This is a genomic window from Thiorhodovibrio frisius, assembly GCF_033954835.1.
GTDB lineage: Bacteria > Pseudomonadota > Gammaproteobacteria > Chromatiales > Chromatiaceae > Thiorhodovibrio > Thiorhodovibrio frisius.
Genome location: NZ_CP121471.1, coordinates 211,411 through 231,996 on the forward strand (window position 1 = coordinate 211,411; position 20,586 = coordinate 231,996).

Consider the following 20,586-nt stretch of genomic DNA (forward strand, 5'->3'; position numbering starts at 1 on the left):
TTATCGGATGTCAAGCACCTTTCCCGATTGACCCGTTGCGTTGAGACGATGTCATGGAAAGTGTTACCGGCTTTTAGCGAAAGGGGGCTCGCGAAAATTGCCGAGCAACCCGCCTGGTTCCCGACCCCAGCGGTGGTGCGCGAGCGCCTCGGGTTGCGAGCAGGAAACGCTGAGCTTCAACCGGGAGCAGCCGTGACCGTCCTGCCATTGAATAAACGCAAATATGTGATAGGCTAGGTGGCGAACTCAACGTGGCAAATCCGGTGTTACTGCTCCCCCAGCGGGCGCAACCCCGTGCAGACGCACTACGACAACGCCAGTGACGCACTCCAAGCCGCGCTGGAAGTCGAGCTTGACTACCTGCGCTGTCGCCCCCGCGAGCACTGGCGTCGCCCGCGCGCGGCCAAGCTGAACAAATGCACGGCTGATCGCGACCTGTTTGAGATTCGCTTCCAGGCCGAGCGGGTGCAACAGCGCCCGATTGGCTGTTTTGGCCCCGCACCACAGTGCTTCACCCTGCTGCTGTGGGCCATTGAGAAAGGCGGCGCCCTGCAGCCGCGCGACTGGTGCCAGCGCGCCGCGCGCCGGCGCCAGGCGTTGCTCGACGGCCAGGCGCGGGCCCTGGCCTTACAGTTCGACCACACGCCGACCTGAACGGAGATCATCATGGACCCCTCACGCCTGAAACGCCTCGACCGCCCTGGCTTTCGCCGCGGCTTTGTCAAAGCCCACCTCGCCTCCGGGGTGGCACACCAGGTGCGCGCCTTGCGCGAGGCGCGCGGCTGGTCGCAAGGCCGGCTCGCCACGGCGCTTGGGCTCAAAGGGCAGTCTGCGGTGGCGCGGTTGGAAGACCCCGCCTATGGGCGCCACTCCCTTGCCACCCTGCTGCGCCTGGGCGAGGCCTTCGACATCGCGCTGCTGGTGAAATTCGTCCCCTTCAGCCGCTTCCTGCGTGAGGTCGAGCATCTCACGCCGGCGGCTCTGAACGCGCCGAGCTACACCCAGGAGCGCGCGCAACTGCACGCCCTGGCCACCGCGCCCAAACGCTACGATGGCCTGTCGATCAATGCCACCACGCATGCCGGGGGCTATGCCCCGGTTGCGCTGCACGCCTCCCCCCGTCGCGCCTTCAGTGTCAGCCCGCCGTCCCGCGGCGGCGGCTATCGGGCGGCGCAGCTTGACGGGAGGCCATGATGGCGAGCTTGACCCAGGTGCGCGAGGGCGAAGTGCAGTTCGACCTGCACACCCCGGATGGTGTGCCGGAGATCTTTGTCGATGGCATCAGCCAGGCGATGATTGGCTTCCCCTGCACCAAGATTCTGTTCCACTCAGTGCAGGCTCCACCGGCCGCCGGGACCGCTGGTGGCGTGGTCGAACAACGCCAGGCCGTGCTGCGCTTGACCATCGGCTCCGACACGCTCGCGGAGATGTGCCGAAAACTGCTGGCGGTGCTGGAGCGAGACGACAGCGGCATGGAGACCGCCGCCGGGCAGTATCTGACGCGCCTGCGTGGCCAGGAGCCTCCGGCATGACCCATGTCCCAATTCGTCCGCCTCGGCCGCAGCGCCAAGCCCAGACCAGCGCCGGCCCCCATTCAACCCCGACCCCAACCGGAGACAACCATGCATCTGTACGCCGACGGCATCAACCAAGTCACCCTGAGCAACAACAACCTGCGCATTCAGCTGGTGCAGAGTGGTCCCAACGAGACCGTCATCGAGTCCGGTACCCTCATCCTGCCCGCCAGCCAGGCGGCCGCCATCGTCAATGGCTTGACGCAGACGCTCAACCAGCTCGACGAACAATTAAAGGCCCAGCAGGCGGCGACGACCCACTAACAAATGCCGACCTTCCTCCACATCGGCTGCGGCCCCAAGCGCAAGGCCCAGACCACCGCCGCTTTCAACACCCCCGAGTGGCAGGAGACCCGCCTCGACATCGACCCGGCGGTCAAGCCCGACATCATCGGCACCATGACCGACATGGCGGCGGTCGAGACCGAAAGCATGGACGCGCTTTTCTCCAGCCACAACATCGAGCACCTGTACTGCACCGAAGTCGAAGGAGCGCTGAAGGAATTCCTGCGCGTGCTCAAACCCGAGGGCTTCGCCGTCATCACCTGCCCCGACATCCAGAGCGTCTGCGCGCTGGTGGCCGAGGGCAAGCTGCTCGAACCCGCCTACACCAGCCCCGCCGGGCCGATTGCGCCCATCGACATCCTCTACGGCCACCGCCCATCACTGGCGCGCGGCAATCTCTACATGGCGCACAAATGCGGCTTTACCGCGCGGGTGCTGATCGGCGTCCTGCAACAAACCGGCTTTGCCAGCATCGCCAGCCGCCGGCGCGGCGCGCCCTATTTTGATCTGTGGGCGGTGGCGAGCAAGACCGCGCTGGAGGAGGCTGCGCTGCGCACCCTGGCCGCCGCTCACATCCCGGCATGAACATCCTCTTCATTCACCAAAACTTCCCCGGCCAGTTCAAGCACCTAGCCCCCGCCCTGGTGCAACGCGGCCATCGAGTCAGCGCCATGCCCCTGCGCACCATCCCCCCGCAGCGCTGGCAGGGCGTGCACCTGCATCCCTACCAAGTCAGCCGCGGCACCACCCCCGGGGTACATCCCTGGGTCAGCGACTTCGAGACCAAGACCATCCGAGCTGAGGTTTGCTTCCGCGCCGCCCTGGCGCTCAAAGCCGAAGGCTATGCGCCGGAGGTGATCATCGCCCACCACGGCTGGGGCGAGAGCCTGTTTCTCAAAGACCTCTGGCCCCAGGCCAGGCTCGGGCTGTGCTGCGAGTTCTTCTATCAGCCGCAAGGCGCCGACGTCGGTTTCGACCCCGAGTTTCCGCCCAAAGACCAAAGCGATGTCTGCCGCTTGCGCCTGAAAAACCTCAACAACCTCGCCCACTTCGAGAGCGCCGATGGCGGCATCAGCCCCACCCAGTTCCAGGCCAGCACCTTCCCGCAGCGCTTTCGCCAGCACATCCAGGTCATCCACGACGGCATCGACACCGACACCCTGATCCCCGACCCCAGTGTCACGCTCACCCTCACCACCACCCAGGGGGAACAGATCCGCCTGAGCAAGGCCACGGAAGTCATCACCTTCGTCAACCGCAACCTCGAGCCCTACCGCGGTTACCACCGCTTCATGCGCGCCCTGCCGGAATTGCTCAAGCGCCGCCCTCAAGCCCGGGTGCTGCTGGTCGGTGGTGAGGACGTCAGCTACGGCGCCCGGCCCGATCCGGCTGTGCATGGACAAAAGACCTGGAAGCAGATTTTCATCGACGAAGTCCGCCCGCACATCCCCGATGCCGACTGGGCGCGGGTACATTTTCTCGGCCACCTCGACTACGCCCAGTTTATCGCCGTGCTGCGCCTCTCGCGCGTCCACGTCTACCTGACCTACCCCTTTGTACTCTCCTGGAGCCTGCTCGAAGCCATGAGCCTGGGCTGCGCCATCGTCGCCAGCGACATCGCCCCGGTCAGAGAGGCCATCGCGCACAATGAAACCGGCCGGCTGGTTGACTTCTTCGACACCGCCGGCTTGGTCGAGGCCATCGACCAGCTGCTGGAAGACCCCAGCACAAGACAGCGCCTGGGCCACCAAGCCCGCGCCTTTGCCCAAGCGACCTATGACCTCAAGCGCGTGTGCCTGCCACGGCAGTTGGCCTGGGTCGAGGGGCTGGGTAAGCTGCCACCCAAGACCGCCTGACATCACACCACACTCTAAGGACCATCCCATGACCGACTGGACCGCCGGCTACGTCGCCGACATCGGCTACACCCACGGCTACTACACCGAACTGAACCCCGCCCGCCAGGCGCTGCCCTTCCTCAACGCCGGCCTCGCTCCACCCCAGATCACCCACGCCTGCGAGCTCGGCTTCGGCCAGGGCCTGAGCGTCAACCTCCATGCCGCCGCCACGGGCGTGCACTGGAGCGGCACCGACTTCAACCCCAGCCAAGCCGCCTTTGCCCAAACACTGGCCAGCGCCGCCGGCAGCGACGCCCAGCTGTTCGACGATAGCTTCGCCGAGCTCGCCGCCCGCGACGACCTGCCCGACTTCGACTTCATCGGCGTGCATGGCATCTGGAGCTGGATCAGCGACGACAACCGCCGGGTCATGGTCGACTTCATCCGCCGCAAGCTCAAAGTCGGCGGCGTGCTCTATCTCAGCTACAACACCCTACCCGGTTGGGCCGCCTTTGCCCCCATGCGCCACCTGATGACCGAGCATGCCGACGCCCTGGGCGCCGAAGGCCAAGGCATCGTCAAGCGCATCTACGGCGCCATCGCCTTCGCCGAGCAACTGCTCGCCACCAACCCCCTCTACAGCCGCGCCAACCCCCAGATCCGCGAGCGGCTGGAGACAATGAAAGCCCACAACCGCCACTACCTCGCGCACGAATACTTCAACCGCGACTGGCACCCCATGCACTTTGCCACCCTGGCCGAGTGGCTTGCGCCGGCCAAACTGCGCCATGCCGGCTCCGCCCATCTGCTCGATGCCATCGACGCCATCAACCTCACGCAAGAGCAACAGACCCTGCTCAACCAGCTCCCCGACCCCGACTTCCGGCAAAGCGTGCGGGACTTCATGGTCAACCAACAATTCCGTCGTGACTACTGGATCAAAGGCCCGCGCCGGCTCAATGCCCTCGAGCAAGCCGAGGCCCTGCGCGCTCAGCGCCTGGTGCTCATCGCCCATCGCCCCGATGTCCCGCTCAAGGTCACCGGCAGCCTCGGCGAGGCCAATCTGTCTGAGGCCATTTACACCCCCATCCTCGACCAGCTCGCCGACCACCAACCCAAGACCATCGGTCAACTGGAAACTAGCCTCAAAGACCAAGGCATCAGCTTCCCACAACTGCTGCAAGCCACCCTGATCCTCACCGGCGCCGGCCACCTCGCCCCCGTCCAGACCGACGCCGCCATTGCCCAGGCCAAAGCGCGCAGCGACGCCCTCAACCGCCACCTGATGCAGCAAGCCCGCGGCAGCAGCGACGTGCAATTCCTCGCCAGCCCCGTCACCGGCGGCGGCATTCAGGTTAACCGCTTCGAGCAACTGTTCCTGCTCAGCCGCAGCCAGGGCCAACAACATCCCAGCGACTGGGCCGAAGCCACCTGGCAACTGCTCCACAGCCAAGGCCAGCGCCTGCTCAAAGAGGGCAAGGCCATCGAGTCGGAGGAAGAGAACCGCGCCGAGCTAAACAAACAGGCCGAGGCGTTCGCGGCCAAGCGGTTGCCGATGTTGAAGGCCTTGCAGGTGGTGTAAGTACAACCGCATCGCCAGCCGCCGGCGCGGCGCGCCCTATTTTGATCTGTGGGCAGTGGCGAGCAAGACAGCGCTGGAGGAGGCTGCGCTGCGGGCGCTGGCGGTGGGGCATGTTCCGGGGTAGGGTTTTTCGCTACCGCCGCCGCTACCCGAAGCCGGCGGGGTTGGCGGCTATCCCTGCTTGCGCCCAATCGGCTACACTCGCCCGATGAGCGCCGAGACCCAAACACCCGACACCGGCGCGCAGTCAGGGAGCCCCTGATGAGCCACGACCAGAACTTCAAAAACCTCATCCTCGACTATCCACGCCAGGCCATCGAGTTTGCCGCCGCCAGCGAAGCGGCACGGCTTGATGATCAGGTGCGCATTCTGCCGCTGCGCGAGGAGCAGCTCAAAGAGCGCCTCGGCGAGCGCTTTCGGGAGTTAGACGTGCCGCTGTTGCTCGAATGGCCCGATGGCCGCCGCCAGGCACTGCTGTTTGTCTTCGAGGAGGAAACCGAGCCTGGGCGCTTCTCCATCCATCGCCTGGCCCATTACTGCCTGGACCTGTCCGAGCTCTACCAGACCGAGCGCGTGGTGCCGGTGGTCATCTTCCTGCACCCCGGTGGCTTCCGCGAAACGCTCAGCCTCGGCAGCGACACGCGCGCCTATTTACAGTTCAGCTATCTGGCCTGTGCGCTGTTCGGGCTCAAGGCGCGCGATTACTTCGACAGCCCCAACCTGGTCGCGCGCCTGAACCTGCCCAACATGCAGTATGCGCCCGAGGAGAAGGTTGAAGTCTACGCCCAAGCCGTGCGCGGCCTGCGCACGCTGGAACCCGACCGCGAGCGGCAGATCAAATACCTCGACTTCGTCGACATCTATGCCGCTCTTGATGAGAATGAACGCCAGCGCTACCAGCAACAGTATGCAGAGGAGATCGAGACCATGACCGCGTTTGCTGATCGTTTTATTGAACAGGGAGTGCAGCAGGGAGTGCAGCAGGGTTTGCAGCAGGGCGAGGCCACCATCTTGATGCGCCAGTTCGCGCGGAAATTCGGCACTGATTCGGCCGAGACCTACCGCCCGCGTATCGAATCCGCCGAGCCCGAGCAGCTGGAGGCTTGGTCCGAGCGCATCCTCAGCGCCGACAGCCCCGAGACCATCTTCCACTGAGGCACCGGCAGCGCAGGCAACATCAATTCCGGGGACAGTGCGGCCTGGCAAGGCCGCGTGCTCTAGCGGGTTAGAGTCCCGCCTGGGTAATCGTGAGCCGCGAGCCCGGTATCAAGCCTTACGGCGCGAAGGGTAACTGACGCGTCGGTGCGTAGGCATGAAAACAGGCGAGGTGCAAAGGTAGCGGGTGAAGCCGCCCCTGAAGGTGTAGAGCCCCGAAAAGAATTTGTCGGAGAGTGCCGACGGGTTTGTCCCCCCGGCAGGCAACACTCCATGTCGCGTCAAGGTCAGTGGCATGGAGACTCCCCGGGGTCCGAGGCCGTATCGAGCCTTACATTGAGAGCACGTGGTAACCAGGGAGATCCAACAGCCGGTCTGCGGGAGGTGGGCACCGATGAACAAGTCTAATCAACGAGGACATCGGCGGTGGTTGCTGGAAGTCGGAGCCACTCGTATGAGCGATGACGCCCGGTAATGCGGGTCGAGCAAAGGAGTGGCGGTTTGGGAGATTGCATTGGTCTAACACGCCCCTACACCGAGAGGACTCTGCGCGTGAAAACGAGAGCCGATGCGATTCACACCAATGGAGCCAAGCGCGAGAAACATGGGTGGTCTGATGGAAGGAGGGCTTTCTGTGTTGATGGGTTGAGACAGCCCATTCCTTGGTGAATGACCTGAACTGGGAGCCGGATGGTGTAACACTCCAAGTCCGGTTCTGCGAGGAGCCGGGTAACGAAGCTGCGCACGGTCATAATATTGTGGCACCGCCGGGAAACCAGGCGGAAACAGAGAAAACAAACCTTGACCTAAACGCGGACAAGTTCCCGGCTTACTCTCCGTATACTTAATTCCTTTCGGGCTGCGCCTAGGTAGTTCAATTTGAGCTGTTACACGCACATTTTAAGCAGGCAACTACCGTGCGGGCCTATGTTCTCAAGTTTCTGTTTTAGAAGATTTAATTATGTCTTCTAGGTGAAGGGAAGTTGCGTGAGCCAGAACATGGGAAATCTGGCCAAATTGAACTACCTAGGCTGCGCCCCAACCCTCCCAACCACGGCACCGAATCGGCTAAACTCAGCCCATGACAGCCGACACCCAAGCCGCTGACATCAGCGACAAACCCGACTACGACAGCCCCTGGAAAGAAGCGCTGGAGCGGTTCTTGCCAACATCTGCGGCGCGTCTCAGCTAAACTTGTTAAAAATGCTGCGCAGCTCTCACAGGCAGGACAGGTCATGCAACACGCGGTTCAAATAGACACTGTTATCAGCGCCGAGGCGATTCACACATTTCCTGCGCTTCGACCCTTGCTTGGGCATCGCGTGAGAGTCACCGTTGATCAACTTGACCAAGATAGTGAGTCAGAAGATAGCTACCAGCCAATCAGCCAAATCGGGCAGCTCGCACTCCAAGCGCGCAAAGCCCACCTCGACGCTGGAGGCAAGCTCATGAACGCAGACGAAATTACCGAGGAGGTGCGCCAGCGTCGAGGCGGTTGTTCGGATGTCTGAGATTCGCACGGCAATTGACTGTAATGGTCAAAAAATCCGATGACCATTGAAGTGTGGATTTTCGCGTTGTCGTCAAGCGTAATTTCGGCCATCGCGACGGGCTGAACAGCGGTTCATCACCCGAAATCGACCCTCGAAGCGCGCTTCGGGCTCGGCACCAGGCCACATTCCCAAATTCCAGGCGCAAGTCACTCTCGGCTGTCGGTGCCGAAATCCGCGACACGAGACTCGCGAGCTTCAGATCAGGGTGTTAAGCCGCCCAGCGATAGCTGCTATGCAGCCCGCCAAGCCACTGCTTGCGGACCAGTTTTCGCGGGATTTTGAAAAACTCAGGATCGTTCGCTGCCGGATTATCGGTGAGGTCCGGCAAGATCGGCGGCTCGACACCATTGACCATGTGCGGGCGGGCGGTGTTGTAGTACGCTTGGAACTCGACCAGCAGCCGGTTCAAATGGCGGTCATTGAGCGGCTGGACATAGCGCAGCACATACTCATCGAGCGTGCGGTGAAAGCGCTCAACCACGCCGTTGTGCCACGGGCACTTGAAGCCGATGCGAATGGGCTTGATGCCCATGGCGGGCAGGGTTTGCTTGACGATGGGCAGAAAGGAGGTGTCGCGATCCATCACAATGGCCTCGGGCAGCACATCCAAGTCCATGAAGGCGTTGCGCAGTTGTTGCGCGACCCAGGCTGCGGTCGGGTGATAGGTGCAACGTGACCAGTGCAAGACCCGGCGCCCATGGTCGATCAGCTTGAAGATGTAAAGCGTGTTTCCGGTCAGGTCGTAGCAGGCCTTAAAATCGATGGCCATGACATGCTGGTTGTAGAGGATGGTCAACCATCCCGGCTCTGACTCGCGCGGTGGTTGCTTGCCTTTGGTGCGTGGCTCAAAGCCGTGGGCTTTGAGAATCTTGACCACCGTATTCTTGGTGATCTTGCATTTCAACTCACCACCGGTGAGCATCCGTGCAATCCGGCCAGCACTGTAATAGGGATGGGCGTTCTTGATGGCCAGGATCGCATCAGCAACGAACTGTGGTGTTGGCGGTCGTCCCCGGCGCTTGCCCTCGGCACTCTTCAGCGCATGCCGCCGCCGGCCCCTGGCTTGCAGCCAGCGGATGTAGGTCATGGGGCTAAAACGCAGGAAGCGCGTGAGCCAAGGAAAAGACCAGCGCAGCCAGGCGATCAGCCATTTCTGCCAGGCTTCAAGCCTGGGCAATTTTCTCACCAGCCGTCGCTTGGCTGGCGGTGTTCCGCGCCCATCGGCCGAGACCACCTTCTGGCGAAGGCTTTTGAGTTCCAGCGACAGCACCAGCAACTGCAAGCGCCGCTTGGCCCAGGTGATGCGGTCGCGCCGGTAGCGCCGAACGCTGAACAACCCCACAATCACTCCGCTGGCAAAGGCGAGCAGGAGTATCCACCACGGCATCGTGATTCCTCCGATCGGCAAAAAGCGGCGGAGGGTACGCGAGGTGGGGTGTCTTGATCCACCACAAAGAGCTAACGGTTAGCCAGACAGCATCGGTTGATTTCCGCCTCTAGACCTTGAAGTCGTTCGACGATACTGTCGAACGCCAAGATGTCACCATGGAACATCTGTGCGCTTAGCATCGCTTGGTAGTCCTTGTGTAACGCGTCCAAAAGAGGTGCATCAGGAATCAAACGTAGCTCGCCCATGTTGCAGCGGTCGTAGTGGCTGGATTGACTGCGAAAAAAGGTCTCTTTGATGCGCAGGACGTCGCGCAGCAGAGCGGTGTCTTGCAAAGCCTGTTGCCCTGCCTCGTGGTCGGCCAGTCGCGCCAAGTCATACCAGTGGCGCGAGAGCCGTTGCGCACTGGGGCGCAAGGTCGGCCGGTGGCATTCCACATGAATGAGTGTGGCCTTCTCCCAAAAGGTCCTTGCTGGTGATAGCACCGCCACTTGGGCCACGGGCAAGGCCAAGCCGGGTACGTGCTCCGCGATGTCGGGCGTGATGGCCAGCGTGTTTTGAGGCAGCGTCGAGTTACGGCCGCCAAACTCGATTAGGAGGCTCGGGCGCAGGTAGACATCGGTGTTCTCGACGGCGCTAGGGTAGAACAGCCAGAGCTTTTCTGCGTCATTGTTGACCTCAATGCGGACGGGCTGATTCGGCAGCGCGGTAGCCAGGTTATCGCGCAGGGCAGGGATGAGTTCGTCGATGACATGCCGGGCGAGCGCCGCCTTGAGTGCATCGGATAACTTCTTGCGTTGGCTGTTGCTGATGATTGCATTCAAGTCAGGCGCATCGGCCACCAGGCTGTGATAGTCGAGGGTGACGTCGATGTCTTCCGAAAAGCGCTCAATCGCCCGATAGACCTTGGACAGCGAGGTGCCGCCTTTGAACGCCATGGGTTTACGGCACGGCAGCCGGAACAGGTGATCGAGCACCTGACATAGCCAGATATCTTTTTCCAGGATCTCGGCGCGGCGCCCCATCACGGGCGCGAGGCTCTGCAGCAGTTCGCGTTGGTCGCCGACGGGGAGATCAAAATAGTGTTCGCGGCTGCCCTCAGGCATGTATCCCTGCGTCCTGCTCATACCGGCGCAACGCATCCAGCATCCAAGCCGGCATGGACGCCTTCGCGTGACGCAACGCCTCGAACTCCACCTGGGGCAGTTTGGCCGCGATATGCTCGAAGGTTGCCGGCGTGACCTGTTGACGACCGAGATACCACAACGCGGACAAGGCCTGGCCAGCCGGGCGACCGGCGAGTGCGAGTTTGCGTGCCGCGACATGCCGCAGGCGAATCTGCAGCTTGCCGAGCCGAACGGTGCGCGAGGCGCCCGTGGTGTAGAAGATTGGTTGCGCAGGTACCTGGGTGCTCAAGCCAAATCGGCGCGCGGCCTCGGCCCCGTGGATCTCAATCGTTGCGCCTTCGCTGGCGGCCAGTGTCTGCGCCACAGTTTCCGGGGAGGGCTGCGTTTTCAGACCAAAGCGACTGGTTCTTGGTGTGTTGTAGAGGCCACGACCGAGCCGCTCAATGCGGCCCTCTTTGGTGAGGCGCATCAGAGTCTGATCAATGGCCGCACGCGAACCCATCCCAGCAAACAGGGTTGGCGTAAAGGGCGTTCCAGCGGGGTGAGCGGCGATACGCTCGCGGACCGCTTGCGCTGTTGTCGCGGCTGCTTTCATGTTAGAGAAATTACGCGAATATCTAACAAAAGGCAAGGACAGCAATCGCCAAGCGCCACATCAACCCGCTCCCCTCAACCCCGCCGTATCCAACACCACATCCGCCAGCGCCCAGGCCTCCGGGTTGTGGCTGATGAAGAACTTGCGGTGGTAGCTGCCTTGCTGCAGCCGTTGGTGGGGGTGCCGGGGCAGGGTAGGAATTCCGAATTCCGGGGACAGTGCGGCCTGGCAAGGCCGCGTGCTCTAGCGGGTTAGAGTCCCGCCTGGGTAATCGTGAGCCGCGAGCCCGGTATCAAGCCTTACGGCGCGAAGGGTAACTGACGCGTCGGTGCGTAGGTGTTAGCTCTCAATTTAGTCCACCGGCAATTTTCCAAACTGTATCGAGACGAAAAGACAGACATTTGCCGCTTTGATCCACCCGGTGAAAAAAAGGGAGCAGATGGAAGAGCCCGAGACGCTCACCAGGGCACGGACGGACCCTGATCGACGAAGAGCGGACAACAAAAAAGGCCGGGGTGCGACGCACGCCCGGCCCGGGTTGATGGAGCGGTGGGCCGTATCACCCGCCGCCGGTTGAGGGTTCAGAACGGCATCGGATCATCAAAGCCGAACAGATCCAACTGCTCGCCCGGTTCCTCCCCAACAAACCACGTCTGTAACTGATGGTGGTAACGCGCCTCGACGAGGTGGGTCAGCTCGCACAGCAAGGTATAGACCGCTGCCGCCTGCTCCCCAGTCCAATGGCTTGGCAAGGTCACGGACAAGGATTCCGATTCGTGCCGCGCACTCATGGCCCCACCTCCTCACGTGCCAGCTGCACGTGATCAATGCTCACCGTGCGCGCCTTCTCGCTCGCCGCGCTGATCAACGCATAATGCGCCAGCCGATTGAGCTTGCGTGGCATCCCCTGAGTCGCCTGAAACAAAGCCTCCACCGCCGCCGGCTCGAACACCTCAAGCTCACATCCCGCCAAGCGCAGGCGATGGGTCAAATACCCAGGCACCTCCTCGCGCGTCAGGCCGCTCAAGTGATGACGCACCACAACGCGCTGCGCCAACGACTCATGCACCGCCATCGCCAAGCGCCGGCGCAACTCCGTCAGTCCCACCAGCAGTAGACACAAGCGATTCTCCGCATCCATGCGGTAATTGGTCAGCAAGCGCAAATCCTCCAAGACATCATTGCGCAAGTGATGCGCCTCATCGACGATCAGCACCGGGCACTGCCTCGCCTCCAGGGTCAAACGCGAAATCTCCGTGCGAATCACCCGAAAGGCCGCCGCGCGATTGCGCTCCGTCGGCAGTCCCAACTCCCAGGCCACCGACTTGTACATATCCATCACATTACCCGTCGAGAGCGGCACATAGAACACCCGATACAAGCCCGGATGCAGCTCCGCCGCCACCTTGCGGCACACCGTGGTTTTCCCCGATCCCGCCTCGCCGGTGACCAGGCCAATGCCGCGCAACTCGAGCAAGTGCTTCAACCGCGCCTCGGCCTCGGCCAGGGAACTGGAGGCAAAGAGCGCATCCGGCTCCGGCGTGACATCAAAGGGAAAAGCCGTGAGTGCGAAATGCTTCTGATACATCAGCGCACCTCCCCGTCATCGGGTAGCTCACGCAGGCGCAGCGCCGAGGGCGCTGGCTCCGCCGCCGGGGTGTCGCTGTGCAGGGTCGAGGACGGACGCTCACGACGGACAAAACAATTGGCATAGGTCTGCACCGGACGCGCCACTTCGATGCGTTTGCCGTGATGGCACACCTGCACCCCACGCTCCGGCGGCGCCTCGGGATCGAAGCGCAAGGTCACCGTCTCTCCCACCAAGAGCGCATCGACCTCATAGACCACCCCGTTGAGACTCACGGTACGATCCTTCTGCACCTTGCGCTGGGCCTCGAACAAAAACACATCGGCCAGATCCAAGGACGGCTCGGGATAACGCAGCGCCTCGGCGCTTTGCGCCCACCGCTCCAGCGGTGTGAGCCCCTCCAGGGCGCGATGGGGACTGAGGTGATACTCCCCCTCGACCCAGGTCGCCAGCCGGCGATTGAGCGCCTCCAGGCTGGCGGTATCCTCCGAGGTCAGCCGGGTGAGCAACTGCGCCCGTACCGTCTTGAACCAACGCTCGATCTTGCCCTTGCCCTGAGGGCGATAGGGACGGGCGTGAATCAAGGCGATCCCCAGCTTGGCGCACACCAGCGCCAACTGCTGGGAGCGGTAATTGGCGCCATTGTCGACATACAGCCGAGCCGGCAGCCCGCGCTTGGCCACCGCCGTTTTCAGCACCGGCAAGAACGCCCGCGTATTCTCCGAAAGCGCGAAGGCCGCATGCGGGATCACCCGGGTGGCGTCATCGATGAAGGCGATCAAATAGGTCTTGCGCTTCACTCGCCCGCCCACCACCACGCTGGGGCCGTGCATCACATCGCTCATCCACAGCTCCCCGGCCTGGGCAAAGGCGAAACGGCGCCGGTCCTGATCGATCGGCGTCTCCTTGGGTGGCTCCATCAACCCATGGCGGGCGAGCAGCCGATGCACGGTCGAGGGCGGCAGGGGCAGTGCCTCGGGCACCTCGGGGCGCTCACGGGCTGCGCGGATGACCAGCTGGACGGAGAGTTTCGGGTTGGCCTCCTTGATCGCCAGCAGCGTCTCCACCACCTCGGCTGGCAAGCGCCGGGATTGGCCGCGATCAGCGCGTGGCTTGGGTAACAGGGCATCAAAGCCACCGCGGCGATAGGCCTTGAGCCAATCACGGATGGTCTCGGCCGCCACCCGGGTGCGTTGGCTGCCGGGGATGACATAGTCACGCGCGGCTTTCTGCTCAATCAGCGCATACAGCCCCTTGTGGCCCTCGGGAAAATGCACGAGCTCGCCAATCACCTGGTGGCGAAACAAGGCGATCTGCTGGCGCCGTTCGGCGTCGGAATCACAATCAGTCATGGGTCGGTTCCTCACAGCGCAGGCCCAGTGCCTGCCCTTGCGACCCTAACGATTCTTCCCCGGGGGGTCCGCCCCCGTCGGGTGTTGGCGGGCGGCGCGCCGCCCGCCAACCACCCGATGCCGGGGACGGAATCCGAGCGGGGCGGGAAGTTGTTGCAACCAAGGCTCGGCGATCCCGCGCAGCACCACCAGCACACCACAGCCGTCAAGGAGCCCGAGCGTGAGGGCAAAGGCGCTCAGGGTGGCGGCACAGTCAGCGAAACGCTCCGGGAGCAGACCTTTGAGCAGATGCAGGGCCAGGCGCACGGCACCGACTCGGCGTCCCACCCAGCGCTGCACGCCCGGGAGCTCAATGTCCGGGCGCAACTGTTCGCAGGCGACGGCTTGGCTGGGGGCGTTCTCCACCGCCTTGACCACGTCCTCGACCTCGCTGAGCTGACCGGTGAGCTGCGCGGCATAGCAGTCCGGCAGCAGGCTGAAGGTGCGATGGCCCTCCGGGCAGTAGTAGCGGCAAATCAGCGTTCCCGGCGGGGAGATACGTGCGTAGGTGCCATGACGGGCGAAGTGGCAGCCACCCTGGGGATGCAAGGGACAGCGCTTGAGCGTTGTCTGCTCCCAGCCTTTGGCGCTAACGTACTCCTCGCCGGTGCCTCGGTATGCAAAGCGCAGTTGCACCGGCCTCCGGCCCGTCCAGCGGTGAACTGGACGGGCCACTTCTGTTGCAGTGATCCCTCTGCTCAGTGTGGCGCATCCGCGCGCACTTGCCCGGGCGGGGAAGGCTGTGAGAAAGCGCGTGGCCCAGGCGCGCCGCTTTGCTCCACCGGTTCGCCGTTTCACCGGTGGTGCAGTGGGGGGAATTTCCGGCGGTGGTTCGTGGATAGAGGAGAGAAACTACACGTAGGCATGAAAACAGGCGAGGTGCAAAGGTAGCGGGTGAAGCCGCCCCTGAAGGTGTAGAGCCCCGAAAAGAATTTGTCGGAGAGTGCCGACGGGTTTGTCCCCCCGGCAGGCAACACTCCATGTCGCGTCAAGGTCAGTGGCATGGAGACTCCCCGGGGTCCGAGGCCGTATCGAGCCTTACATTGAGAGCACGTGGTAACCAGGGAGATCCAACAGCCGGTCTGCGGGAGGTGGGCACCGATGAACAAGTCTAATCAACGAGGACATCGGCGGTGGTTGCTGGAAGTCGGAGCCACTCGTATGAGCGATGACGCCCGGTAATGCGGGTCGAGCAAAGGAGTGGCGGTTTGGGAGATTGCATTGGTCTAACACGCCCCTACACCGAGAGGACTCTGCGCGTGAAAACGAGAGCCGATGCGATTCACACCAATGGAGCCAAGCGCGAGAAACATGGGTGGTCTGATGGAAGGAGGGCTTTCTGTGTTGATGGGTTGAGACAGCCCATTCCTTGGTGAATGACCTGAACTGGGAGCCGGATGGTGTAACACTCCAAGTCCGGTTCTGCGAGGAGCCGGGTAACGAAGCTGCGCACGGTCATAATATTGTGGCACCGCCGGGAAACCAGGCGGAAACAGAGAAAACAAACCTTGACCTAAACGCGGACAAGTTCCCGGCTTACTCTCCGTATACTTAATTCCTAGACGAAGACCGTCAAATGAGGCTATAGTTTTGCCAAGTCTCTGAGATTAAGGTCAGACATCGGCGACACAATGGCAAGACTTCCGCGAGTGGTGGTTCCGGGGCTACCGCATCATGTGACGCAGCGCGGCAACAGGCGCCAACAAACCTTCTTTGGCGAAGATGATTACGCTGAATATCGGCGTTTACTCTCGCTTTCCTGTCAGGTCTGCGAAACGCAGGTACTGGCTTACTGCTTCATGCCCAATCATGTGCATCTAATTCTGGTGCCCGCCACGGAGACGGGTTTGCGCGATGCTTTGGGGGAAGCGCATCGGCGCTACACCCGGATGATCAATTTTCGCCACGGCTGGCGCGGGCACCTTTGGCAGGAACGGTTTCACTCGTTTGTCATGGATGAGCGGCATTTGATCGCCGCGACTCGGTATGTGGAGCTCAATCCCGTGCGCGCGCGTCTGTGCGAGCGGCCAGAAGATTGGGAGTGGTCGAGTGCGCGCGCCCATTTGACGGGAGTGGACGATGAGCTTGTCCAAGTCGGGCCGCTGTTGGAGTTGATTTCAGACTGGCAACATTTCCTTGGTGAGCCTGAGGACGGGGAAACCGTCGAGGCATTGCACGCCCATGCCCGCACCGGGCGGCCGCTCGGTGGGGATGACTTTGTCGAAGCGCTCGAGCGGCGCCTCGGTCGTGCGCTCAAGCGCCGAAAGCCGGGACCGAAGCCACGCCAACGGGAGACGGAAACGCGGGATATGTTCGACACGGGCGCTTAAGCCTGGCCGGCCTCCCATTTGCCGGAGTCCTTCGAGCGCAGGGATTTCCGCGCGGTGCTCGCCGAATGGCGCCGGGTGCTGAAACCCGGCGGCATCCTGCGCCTGGCGGTGCCGGACTTCGCCGCCTGTGCCAAGCTGTATCATGAACGCTGCCTGGCCGATGGCCTGATCGGGCTGATCTGCGGCGGGCAGCGCGATACGATGGATTATCACAAGATGATTTTCGACGAGCCCTTCCTCAAGCACGAGTTGCTCGGGCTGGGTTTTAAGAACATCCGCTGCTGGGATTGGCAGACGACCGAGCATGCGCAGGTGGATGACTATTCCCAGTGCTATCTGCCGCATTTGGACAAGGAGGCGGGGACGCTGATGAGCTTGAACCTGGAGGGGACGCGGTGAGCGAGTATGCCCGTTTCGCTTGGAGCCTTGACTCGTGCGGGTGATCTCCAAGAGACCGTTGCGGGATTTTTGGCAGCGGCATCCCGAGGCGCGGCCCGCGCTGGAAGACTGGTTTCGCAAGGCCAGCGCCGTGCAAGCCCACTCCTTCGCGCAGTTGCGCGAGACCTTTGGTTCGGCGGATTACGTCGATGGCTTCACCCTCTTTGACGTGGGCGGTAACCGCTACCGCATCGCCGCCGTGGTGCACTACGATGGCCAACGCCTGTATGTCCGGCAGGTGATGACTCATGCTGAGTATGATCGCAATCACTGGAGGCGCGCATGAACGCACCCTTGTCAATGCAGCAACTGGTGCCGGCCTGGCAATCTCTGCAGGCGGTCGCCCCGCTGACCCACATCAGCAACGAAGCGGAGTACGCGCGCATGACGCAGTTGTTGCACCAGTTGCTCGACGTGGTGCGCGACGATGCGCGCCATCCACTCTACTCTCTGGTTGCCGTGGTGGGCGATGTGATCGAAACCTATGAACGCGATCAGGACCCAGTCACTGGTGGTGAGGCGCCGCAATGGCCGATCTGAGTGCTTGGACGCCATCGGAGCGGGCCTACCTGCTCGACGACCTCTGCCGCCAGTATGCTCGCGCCTCTGCCAATGAAGGCTGGTTCCGCCAGTCCTGGCTCGGAGTGGAGCTGTGGCAAATGCCGCAGGACATTCTGCGCTTGCAAGCGGTGGTGCATCAGGCGCGCCCGCGCTGGATCATCGAGACCGGCACCAAGTTTGGCGGCTCGGCAATCTTTTTTGCCTCCCTGCTCGCGATGTCTGGTCAAGATGGCGCAGGGATCATGACTGTGGACTTGAATCTGCGTGACGAGGCACGCGAGGTCTTCGCCTCGCATCCGCTTGGGTCATGGGTGCGTTTGGCCTTGCAAGGCGATGCGGCTGATCCTGAGATCATTGGTCAATTTGCCGAACAGATTTCAGTAGACCCCGGCCCGGTGCTGGTATTTCTCGACGACGATCACAACGCCGAGCATGTCCAGCGCGAGTTGGAAGGCTATGCGCCTTTGCTTGGAGAGGGTGATTGGCTGATCGTGGCCGACACCATCTTCGCCGACCTGGCCGGCACGCCGGTGGGGCAGGCGAGCGAAAAATATCCCAATGTAACCCAGTCAAACCCGCGCGCGGCCATTGAGCGGTTTCTCGCTAAGAATCCGGACTTCCAGCGCGTGTCGCCGCCATTTGACTTTGGGCCGGGGAACTTTCTCGATGGGTTCTTGCGCCGCGAATGGCATCCAACGTAGCAGGCGTTGACCCCGTAACGCCGATGGACGCAGCGCTACAACAAACGCGCCTGTTGCAGGTGGGGCAAGCCGGTGCACCGCCCTTACTGCTGATTCCTGGCGCCCTGACTGTTGCTCAGGGTCTACTGCCCGTTGCGCGTGTTTTGGCGCAGCGTTATCGGGTGGGCGTTTTGGATGTTTCCGTGCCCATAGGTGGGGGTGAGTGTTTTAGTCTCCAGCAAGCAGCCACCCTGGCTGCCAACGCGGTGCGTCATCTCGCCAGCGAAGGCGAGCAGACGCTGGTGGTGGGCGAATCCGCCGGCGGTCTGATCGGTCTGGAGCTCGCGCGCATGCATCCCGCACTGGTGGCGGGTCTGGTGCTGGCCGATCCGCCGCTCGCGCCGGCCAAGCTCTGGCATGTGCGCAGCGCCATGCAGCAGGCGGTGCAACAGGCCCAGGCCCAGGGCCGCATAGAGGCTGCGCGGTTTTTTGCCGCCTACGCGCAAACGCTGTTCGGCTATGCCCTGGCGGATGGCCAGAGCGACCGCGAGATACTCTATCATCCCACACTGTCTGAGTGCCCAGTGCTGACATTGGTCCTGACCGGCGACGAGCCGCTGTGGCCTGCGCGGCAGAGTGAGCGGGTGCCGTGTTTGCTGGACGCGCAGGACTTGTGGATGCTCGGGCAGCTGGATGCGCCCCGGTTGCGTGTTAAACGCCTAGCGCAGTGTGATCATATATTTTTGCGGCGTCATCCGGAGGCTTGTCTGCGCCTGCTTGCGGGCTGGCAGGCGGATATGCGCGCCCAACAGCCGCAGCGAACAGAGAACTCGAGCTCGGCTTCCGCTCAGCGATTCGCCGATGATGCGCGCTATCAGCAGGCGTTTCAGGCCCACCAAAACGGTGACCTGCAAGCAGCCGAAGCCGGCTACCGAAATCTCCTCGCTCAGCACCCCGCACACGCCGAGGCCCTGCATAGTCTGGGGTTTGTTCTGTACCAGCGCGGCGACCCCGCAGGCGCCGAGGCACTCATTCGCCGCGCGATTCGCAACAACGATCAAGTCCCGGCCTATCACTGCCATCACGGTGTCATGTTGCAAGCCCTCTTGCGCTTGGAGGAGGCCCTACAGGCTTATGACCAAGCCTTGGCGCTTAAGCCCGATTATGCCGAGGCGCACTCCAACCGGGGCACTGCCCTCGATGACCTCGGGCGTTTGGAGGAGGCCCTACAGGCTTACGACCAAGCCTTGGCGCTTAAGCCCGATTATGCCGAGGCGCACTTCAACCGGGGCAATGCTGTTAAGGACCTCGGGCGTTTAGAGGAGGCCCTACAGGCTTATGACCAAGCCTTGGCGCTGAAGCCCGATTATGCCAAGGCGCACTCCAACCGGGGCACTGCGCTCAAGTACCTCGGGCGTTTGGAGGACGCCCTACAGGCTTATGACCAAGCCTTAGCGCTCAAGCCTGATTTTGCCGATGCACACTCCAACCGGGGCAATGCTCTTAAGGACCTTGGGCGTTTGGAGGACGCCCTGCAGTCCTATGAGCAGGCCTTGCGTATCGCCCCGCAGCATCCGGGAACCCATAGTAACCGACTGCTGACGTTGCATTACCGTGAAGACCGTGCCGATGGTGCGATCCTCTCGGCGGCGCGCGCCTTTGGTCGGCGGTTTGACCGGTCCAACGCCGTGGTACGCCATGCCAACCGGCCCGATCCTGCACGGCGCCTGCGCATCGGCTATGTCTCCGGCGACTTTCGCCAGCACCCGGTGGCCTTCTTTCTGGAACCGGTGCTCGCGCAGCATCGGGCCGAGGAAGTCGAACTCATCGGTTTCACGACCAACGCACGCCGCGATGCGCTCAGTGCGCGCTTGCAGGCCTATCTAGCTGGCTGGCACAGCCTGGTCGGCCTGGAGGATGCCGACGCCGCCGCGCTGATCCGCGCCCAGGGAATCGACATCCTGGTCGATCTATCCGGTCACACCGGCCACAACCGCCTGCCGGTATTTGCCTATCGCCCCGCGCCGGTGCAGCTCAGTTGGCTGGGGTACGTTGGCACCACCGGCCTGACCACCATGGACTATGTGCTGGCGGATGGGTGGCGGATCGTCATGTGGTGCCACCGGGAGAGGAGCAGCTGTTCACCGAGCAGGTGTGGCGACTGCCGCACAGCTATCAGTGCTTTTCCATGCCCGATCACCCGGCGGCCATCACCGCGCGCCCCCCCGAGCCCGACGTCATCGTGTTTGGCAGCTTCAGCAACCCGGCCAAGCTCTCGCCGCGCACCATCGCGCTCTGGTCGCGGGTGTTGGCCGCCAACCCCGAGGCCCGCCTGCGGCTCAAGTACGGCTGCCTGGATGATCCCCTGCAACAGCGCAACCTGCGCGCGCGCTTCGCCGCTTCCGGCTTTACCCGCGACCTGGAGGCGGCTTATCGGCAGATGTGGCGGCGTTGGTGTGATCAGCAATCCGATCCCGCCACCCCCCCCGGTGTCAGGATAGA

General features: G+C 62.7%; 22 protein-coding genes. 15 read left to right on the plus strand and 7 right to left on the minus strand.

Annotation, left to right across the window (positions count from 1 at the left end):
* Positions 1–237 precede the first annotated feature (237 nt).
* The 9 genes from Thiofri_RS01140 (at position 238) to Thiofri_RS01180 (ending at position 7,945) form a co-directional block, all read left to right on the plus strand.
* Positions 238–654: a hypothetical protein gene (locus tag Thiofri_RS01140; protein WP_143741707.1), complete on the plus strand. Its 417-nt coding sequence runs from the start codon at positions 238–240 to the stop codon at positions 652–654.
* A gap of 12 nt (positions 655–666) precedes the next feature.
* Entirely contained in the window at positions 667–1,194 is a 528-nt protein-coding gene (locus Thiofri_RS01145; protein ID WP_009146741.1) for a helix-turn-helix domain-containing protein, read from the plus strand.
* Entirely contained in the window at positions 1,191–1,532 is a 342-nt protein-coding gene (locus Thiofri_RS01150) for a hypothetical protein (RefSeq protein WP_143741709.1), read from the plus strand. Before Thiofri_RS01145 ends, Thiofri_RS01150 begins: the two co-directional genes overlap by 4 nt.
* 90 nt (positions 1,533–1,622) lie before the next feature.
* On the plus strand, positions 1,623–1,838 hold the full coding sequence (locus Thiofri_RS01155; RefSeq protein WP_009146743.1) for a hypothetical protein: 216 nt from the start codon (positions 1,623–1,625) through the stop codon (positions 1,836–1,838).
* A 3-nt stretch (positions 1,839–1,841) separates the two neighbouring features.
* Positions 1,842–2,444 (plus strand): class I SAM-dependent methyltransferase, encoded by a 603-nt coding sequence (locus Thiofri_RS01160; RefSeq protein WP_009146744.1) that lies wholly within the window; start codon positions 1,842–1,844, stop codon positions 2,442–2,444.
* Entirely contained in the window at positions 2,441–3,715 is a 1,275-nt protein-coding gene (locus tag Thiofri_RS01165) for a glycosyltransferase (protein WP_009146745.1), read from the plus strand. The genes Thiofri_RS01160 and Thiofri_RS01165 overlap by 4 nt, the downstream gene beginning before the upstream one ends.
* Positions 3,716–3,743: 28 nt before the next feature.
* On the plus strand, positions 3,744–5,279 hold the full coding sequence (locus Thiofri_RS01170) for a class I SAM-dependent methyltransferase (protein ID WP_009146746.1): 1,536 nt from the start codon (positions 3,744–3,746) through the stop codon (positions 5,277–5,279).
* 261 nt (positions 5,280–5,540) lie between these two features.
* Positions 5,541–6,434: a DUF4351 domain-containing protein gene (locus Thiofri_RS01175; RefSeq protein WP_009146747.1), complete on the plus strand. Its 894-nt coding sequence runs from the start codon at positions 5,541–5,543 to the stop codon at positions 6,432–6,434.
* A 1,235-nt stretch (positions 6,435–7,669) separates the two neighbouring features.
* Positions 7,670–7,945, plus strand: a complete 276-nt coding sequence (locus Thiofri_RS01180; protein WP_009146748.1) for a hypothetical protein — start codon at positions 7,670–7,672, stop codon at positions 7,943–7,945.
* A 250-nt stretch (positions 7,946–8,195) separates the two neighbouring features.
* On the opposite strand, the gene Thiofri_RS01185 is transcribed toward Thiofri_RS01180, so the two are convergent.
* From Thiofri_RS01185 to Thiofri_RS01215, 7 genes are all read right to left on the minus strand, one after another.
* Positions 8,196–9,374: an integrase core domain-containing protein gene (locus Thiofri_RS01185; protein ID WP_009146749.1), complete on the minus strand. Its 1,179-nt coding sequence runs from the start codon at positions 9,372–9,374 to the stop codon at positions 8,196–8,198.
* Positions 9,375–9,445: 71 nt separating this feature from the next.
* A complete protein-coding gene (locus Thiofri_RS01190; protein ID WP_009146750.1) occupies positions 9,446–10,480 on the minus strand; it encodes a nucleotidyl transferase AbiEii/AbiGii toxin family protein in 1,035 nt (344 codons plus the stop codon).
* Entirely contained in the window at positions 10,473–11,096 is a 624-nt protein-coding gene (locus Thiofri_RS01195; RefSeq protein ID WP_009146751.1) for a DUF6088 family protein, read from the minus strand. Before Thiofri_RS01195 ends, Thiofri_RS01190 begins: the two co-directional genes overlap by 8 nt.
* Before the next feature lie 581 nt (positions 11,097–11,677).
* The gene (locus Thiofri_RS01200; RefSeq protein ID WP_009149578.1) at positions 11,678–11,887 is read right to left on the minus strand and encodes a hypothetical protein; all 210 of its coding nucleotides are present in this window, start codon (positions 11,885–11,887) and stop codon (positions 11,678–11,680) included.
* Positions 11,884–12,684: an ExeA family protein gene (locus tag Thiofri_RS01205; protein ID WP_009150109.1), complete on the minus strand. Its 801-nt coding sequence runs from the start codon at positions 12,682–12,684 to the stop codon at positions 11,884–11,886. The genes Thiofri_RS01200 and Thiofri_RS01205 overlap by 4 nt, the downstream gene beginning before the upstream one ends.
* Positions 12,684–14,036 (minus strand): DDE-type integrase/transposase/recombinase, encoded by a 1,353-nt coding sequence (locus Thiofri_RS01210; protein ID WP_323705801.1) that lies wholly within the window; start codon positions 14,034–14,036, stop codon positions 12,684–12,686. The genes Thiofri_RS01205 and Thiofri_RS01210 overlap by 1 nt, the downstream gene beginning before the upstream one ends.
* A 45-nt stretch (positions 14,037–14,081) precedes the next feature.
* A complete protein-coding gene (locus Thiofri_RS01215; protein ID WP_009150107.1) occupies positions 14,082–14,711 on the minus strand; it encodes a hypothetical protein in 630 nt (209 codons plus the stop codon).
* A gap of 995 nt (positions 14,712–15,706) precedes the next feature.
* On the opposite strand from Thiofri_RS01215, the gene Thiofri_RS01220 reads away from it, so the two are divergent.
* Genes Thiofri_RS01220 through Thiofri_RS01245 form a run of 6 tightly spaced genes read left to right on the plus strand, consistent with a single transcriptional unit; the run spans position 15,707 to position 20,585 of the window.
* Positions 15,707–16,405, plus strand: a complete 699-nt coding sequence (locus Thiofri_RS01220; RefSeq protein WP_009150226.1) for a transposase — start codon at positions 15,707–15,709, stop codon at positions 16,403–16,405.
* A gap of 18 nt (positions 16,406–16,423) precedes the next feature.
* Positions 16,424–16,804: a methyltransferase gene (locus tag Thiofri_RS01225; protein WP_009150225.1), complete on the plus strand. Its 381-nt coding sequence runs from the start codon at positions 16,424–16,426 to the stop codon at positions 16,802–16,804.
* 34 nt (positions 16,805–16,838) lie between these two features.
* Positions 16,839–17,129 (plus strand): type II toxin-antitoxin system HigB family toxin, encoded by a 291-nt coding sequence (locus tag Thiofri_RS01230; protein WP_009150224.1) that lies wholly within the window; start codon positions 16,839–16,841, stop codon positions 17,127–17,129.
* Positions 17,126–17,383 (plus strand): hypothetical protein, encoded by a 258-nt coding sequence (locus Thiofri_RS01235; RefSeq protein WP_009150223.1) that lies wholly within the window; start codon positions 17,126–17,128, stop codon positions 17,381–17,383. Before Thiofri_RS01230 ends, Thiofri_RS01235 begins: the two co-directional genes overlap by 4 nt.
* Positions 17,371–18,105 (plus strand): CmcI family methyltransferase, encoded by a 735-nt coding sequence (locus tag Thiofri_RS01240; protein WP_009150222.1) that lies wholly within the window; start codon positions 17,371–17,373, stop codon positions 18,103–18,105. Before Thiofri_RS01235 ends, Thiofri_RS01240 begins: the two co-directional genes overlap by 13 nt.
* A complete protein-coding gene (locus tag Thiofri_RS01245) occupies positions 18,090–20,585 on the plus strand; it encodes an alpha/beta fold hydrolase (protein WP_083848531.1) in 2,496 nt (831 codons plus the stop codon). Before Thiofri_RS01240 ends, Thiofri_RS01245 begins: the two co-directional genes overlap by 16 nt.
* The last annotated feature ends 1 nt before the right edge of the window (position 20,586 follow it).

Excerpts from the sequence above, each read along its gene's own strand:
- Thiofri_RS01145 (WP_009146741.1), top strand. The coding sequence starts at position 667 with ATGGACCCCTCACGCCTGAAACGCCTCGACCGCCCTGGCTTTCGCCGC.
- Thiofri_RS01150 (WP_143741709.1), top strand. The coding sequence starts at position 1,191 with ATGATGGCGAGCTTGACCCAGGTGCGCGAGGGCGAAGTGCAGTTCGAC.
- Thiofri_RS01155 (WP_009146743.1), top strand. The coding sequence starts at position 1,623 with ATGCATCTGTACGCCGACGGCATCAACCAAGTCACCCTGAGCAACAAC.
- Thiofri_RS01160 (WP_009146744.1), top strand. The coding sequence starts at position 1,842 with ATGCCGACCTTCCTCCACATCGGCTGCGGCCCCAAGCGCAAGGCCCAG.
- Thiofri_RS01165 (WP_009146745.1), top strand. The coding sequence starts at position 2,441 with ATGAACATCCTCTTCATTCACCAAAACTTCCCCGGCCAGTTCAAGCAC.
- Thiofri_RS01170 (WP_009146746.1), top strand. The coding sequence starts at position 3,744 with ATGACCGACTGGACCGCCGGCTACGTCGCCGACATCGGCTACACCCAC.
- Thiofri_RS01175 (WP_009146747.1), top strand. The coding sequence starts at position 5,541 with ATGAGCCACGACCAGAACTTCAAAAACCTCATCCTCGACTATCCACGC.
- Thiofri_RS01180 (WP_009146748.1), top strand. The coding sequence starts at position 7,670 with ATGCAACACGCGGTTCAAATAGACACTGTTATCAGCGCCGAGGCGATT.
- Thiofri_RS01185 (WP_009146749.1), bottom strand. The coding sequence starts at position 9,374 with ATGCCGTGGTGGATACTCCTGCTCGCCTTTGCCAGCGGAGTGATTGTG.
- Thiofri_RS01190 (WP_009146750.1), bottom strand. The coding sequence starts at position 10,480 with ATGCCTGAGGGCAGCCGCGAACACTATTTTGATCTCCCCGTCGGCGAC.
- Thiofri_RS01195 (WP_009146751.1), bottom strand. The coding sequence starts at position 11,096 with ATGAAAGCAGCCGCGACAACAGCGCAAGCGGTCCGCGAGCGTATCGCC.
- Thiofri_RS01200 (WP_009149578.1), bottom strand. The coding sequence starts at position 11,887 with ATGAGTGCGCGGCACGAATCGGAATCCTTGTCCGTGACCTTGCCAAGC.
- Thiofri_RS01205 (WP_009150109.1), bottom strand. The coding sequence starts at position 12,684 with ATGTATCAGAAGCATTTCGCACTCACGGCTTTTCCCTTTGATGTCACG.
- Thiofri_RS01210 (WP_323705801.1), bottom strand. The coding sequence starts at position 14,036 with ATGACTGATTGTGATTCCGACGCCGAACGGCGCCAGCAGATCGCCTTG.
- Thiofri_RS01220 (WP_009150226.1), top strand. The coding sequence starts at position 15,707 with ATGGCAAGACTTCCGCGAGTGGTGGTTCCGGGGCTACCGCATCATGTG.
- Thiofri_RS01235 (WP_009150223.1), top strand. The coding sequence starts at position 17,126 with ATGAACGCACCCTTGTCAATGCAGCAACTGGTGCCGGCCTGGCAATCT.
- Thiofri_RS01240 (WP_009150222.1), top strand. The coding sequence starts at position 17,371 with ATGGCCGATCTGAGTGCTTGGACGCCATCGGAGCGGGCCTACCTGCTC.
- Thiofri_RS01245 (WP_083848531.1), top strand. The coding sequence starts at position 18,090 with ATGGCATCCAACGTAGCAGGCGTTGACCCCGTAACGCCGATGGACGCA.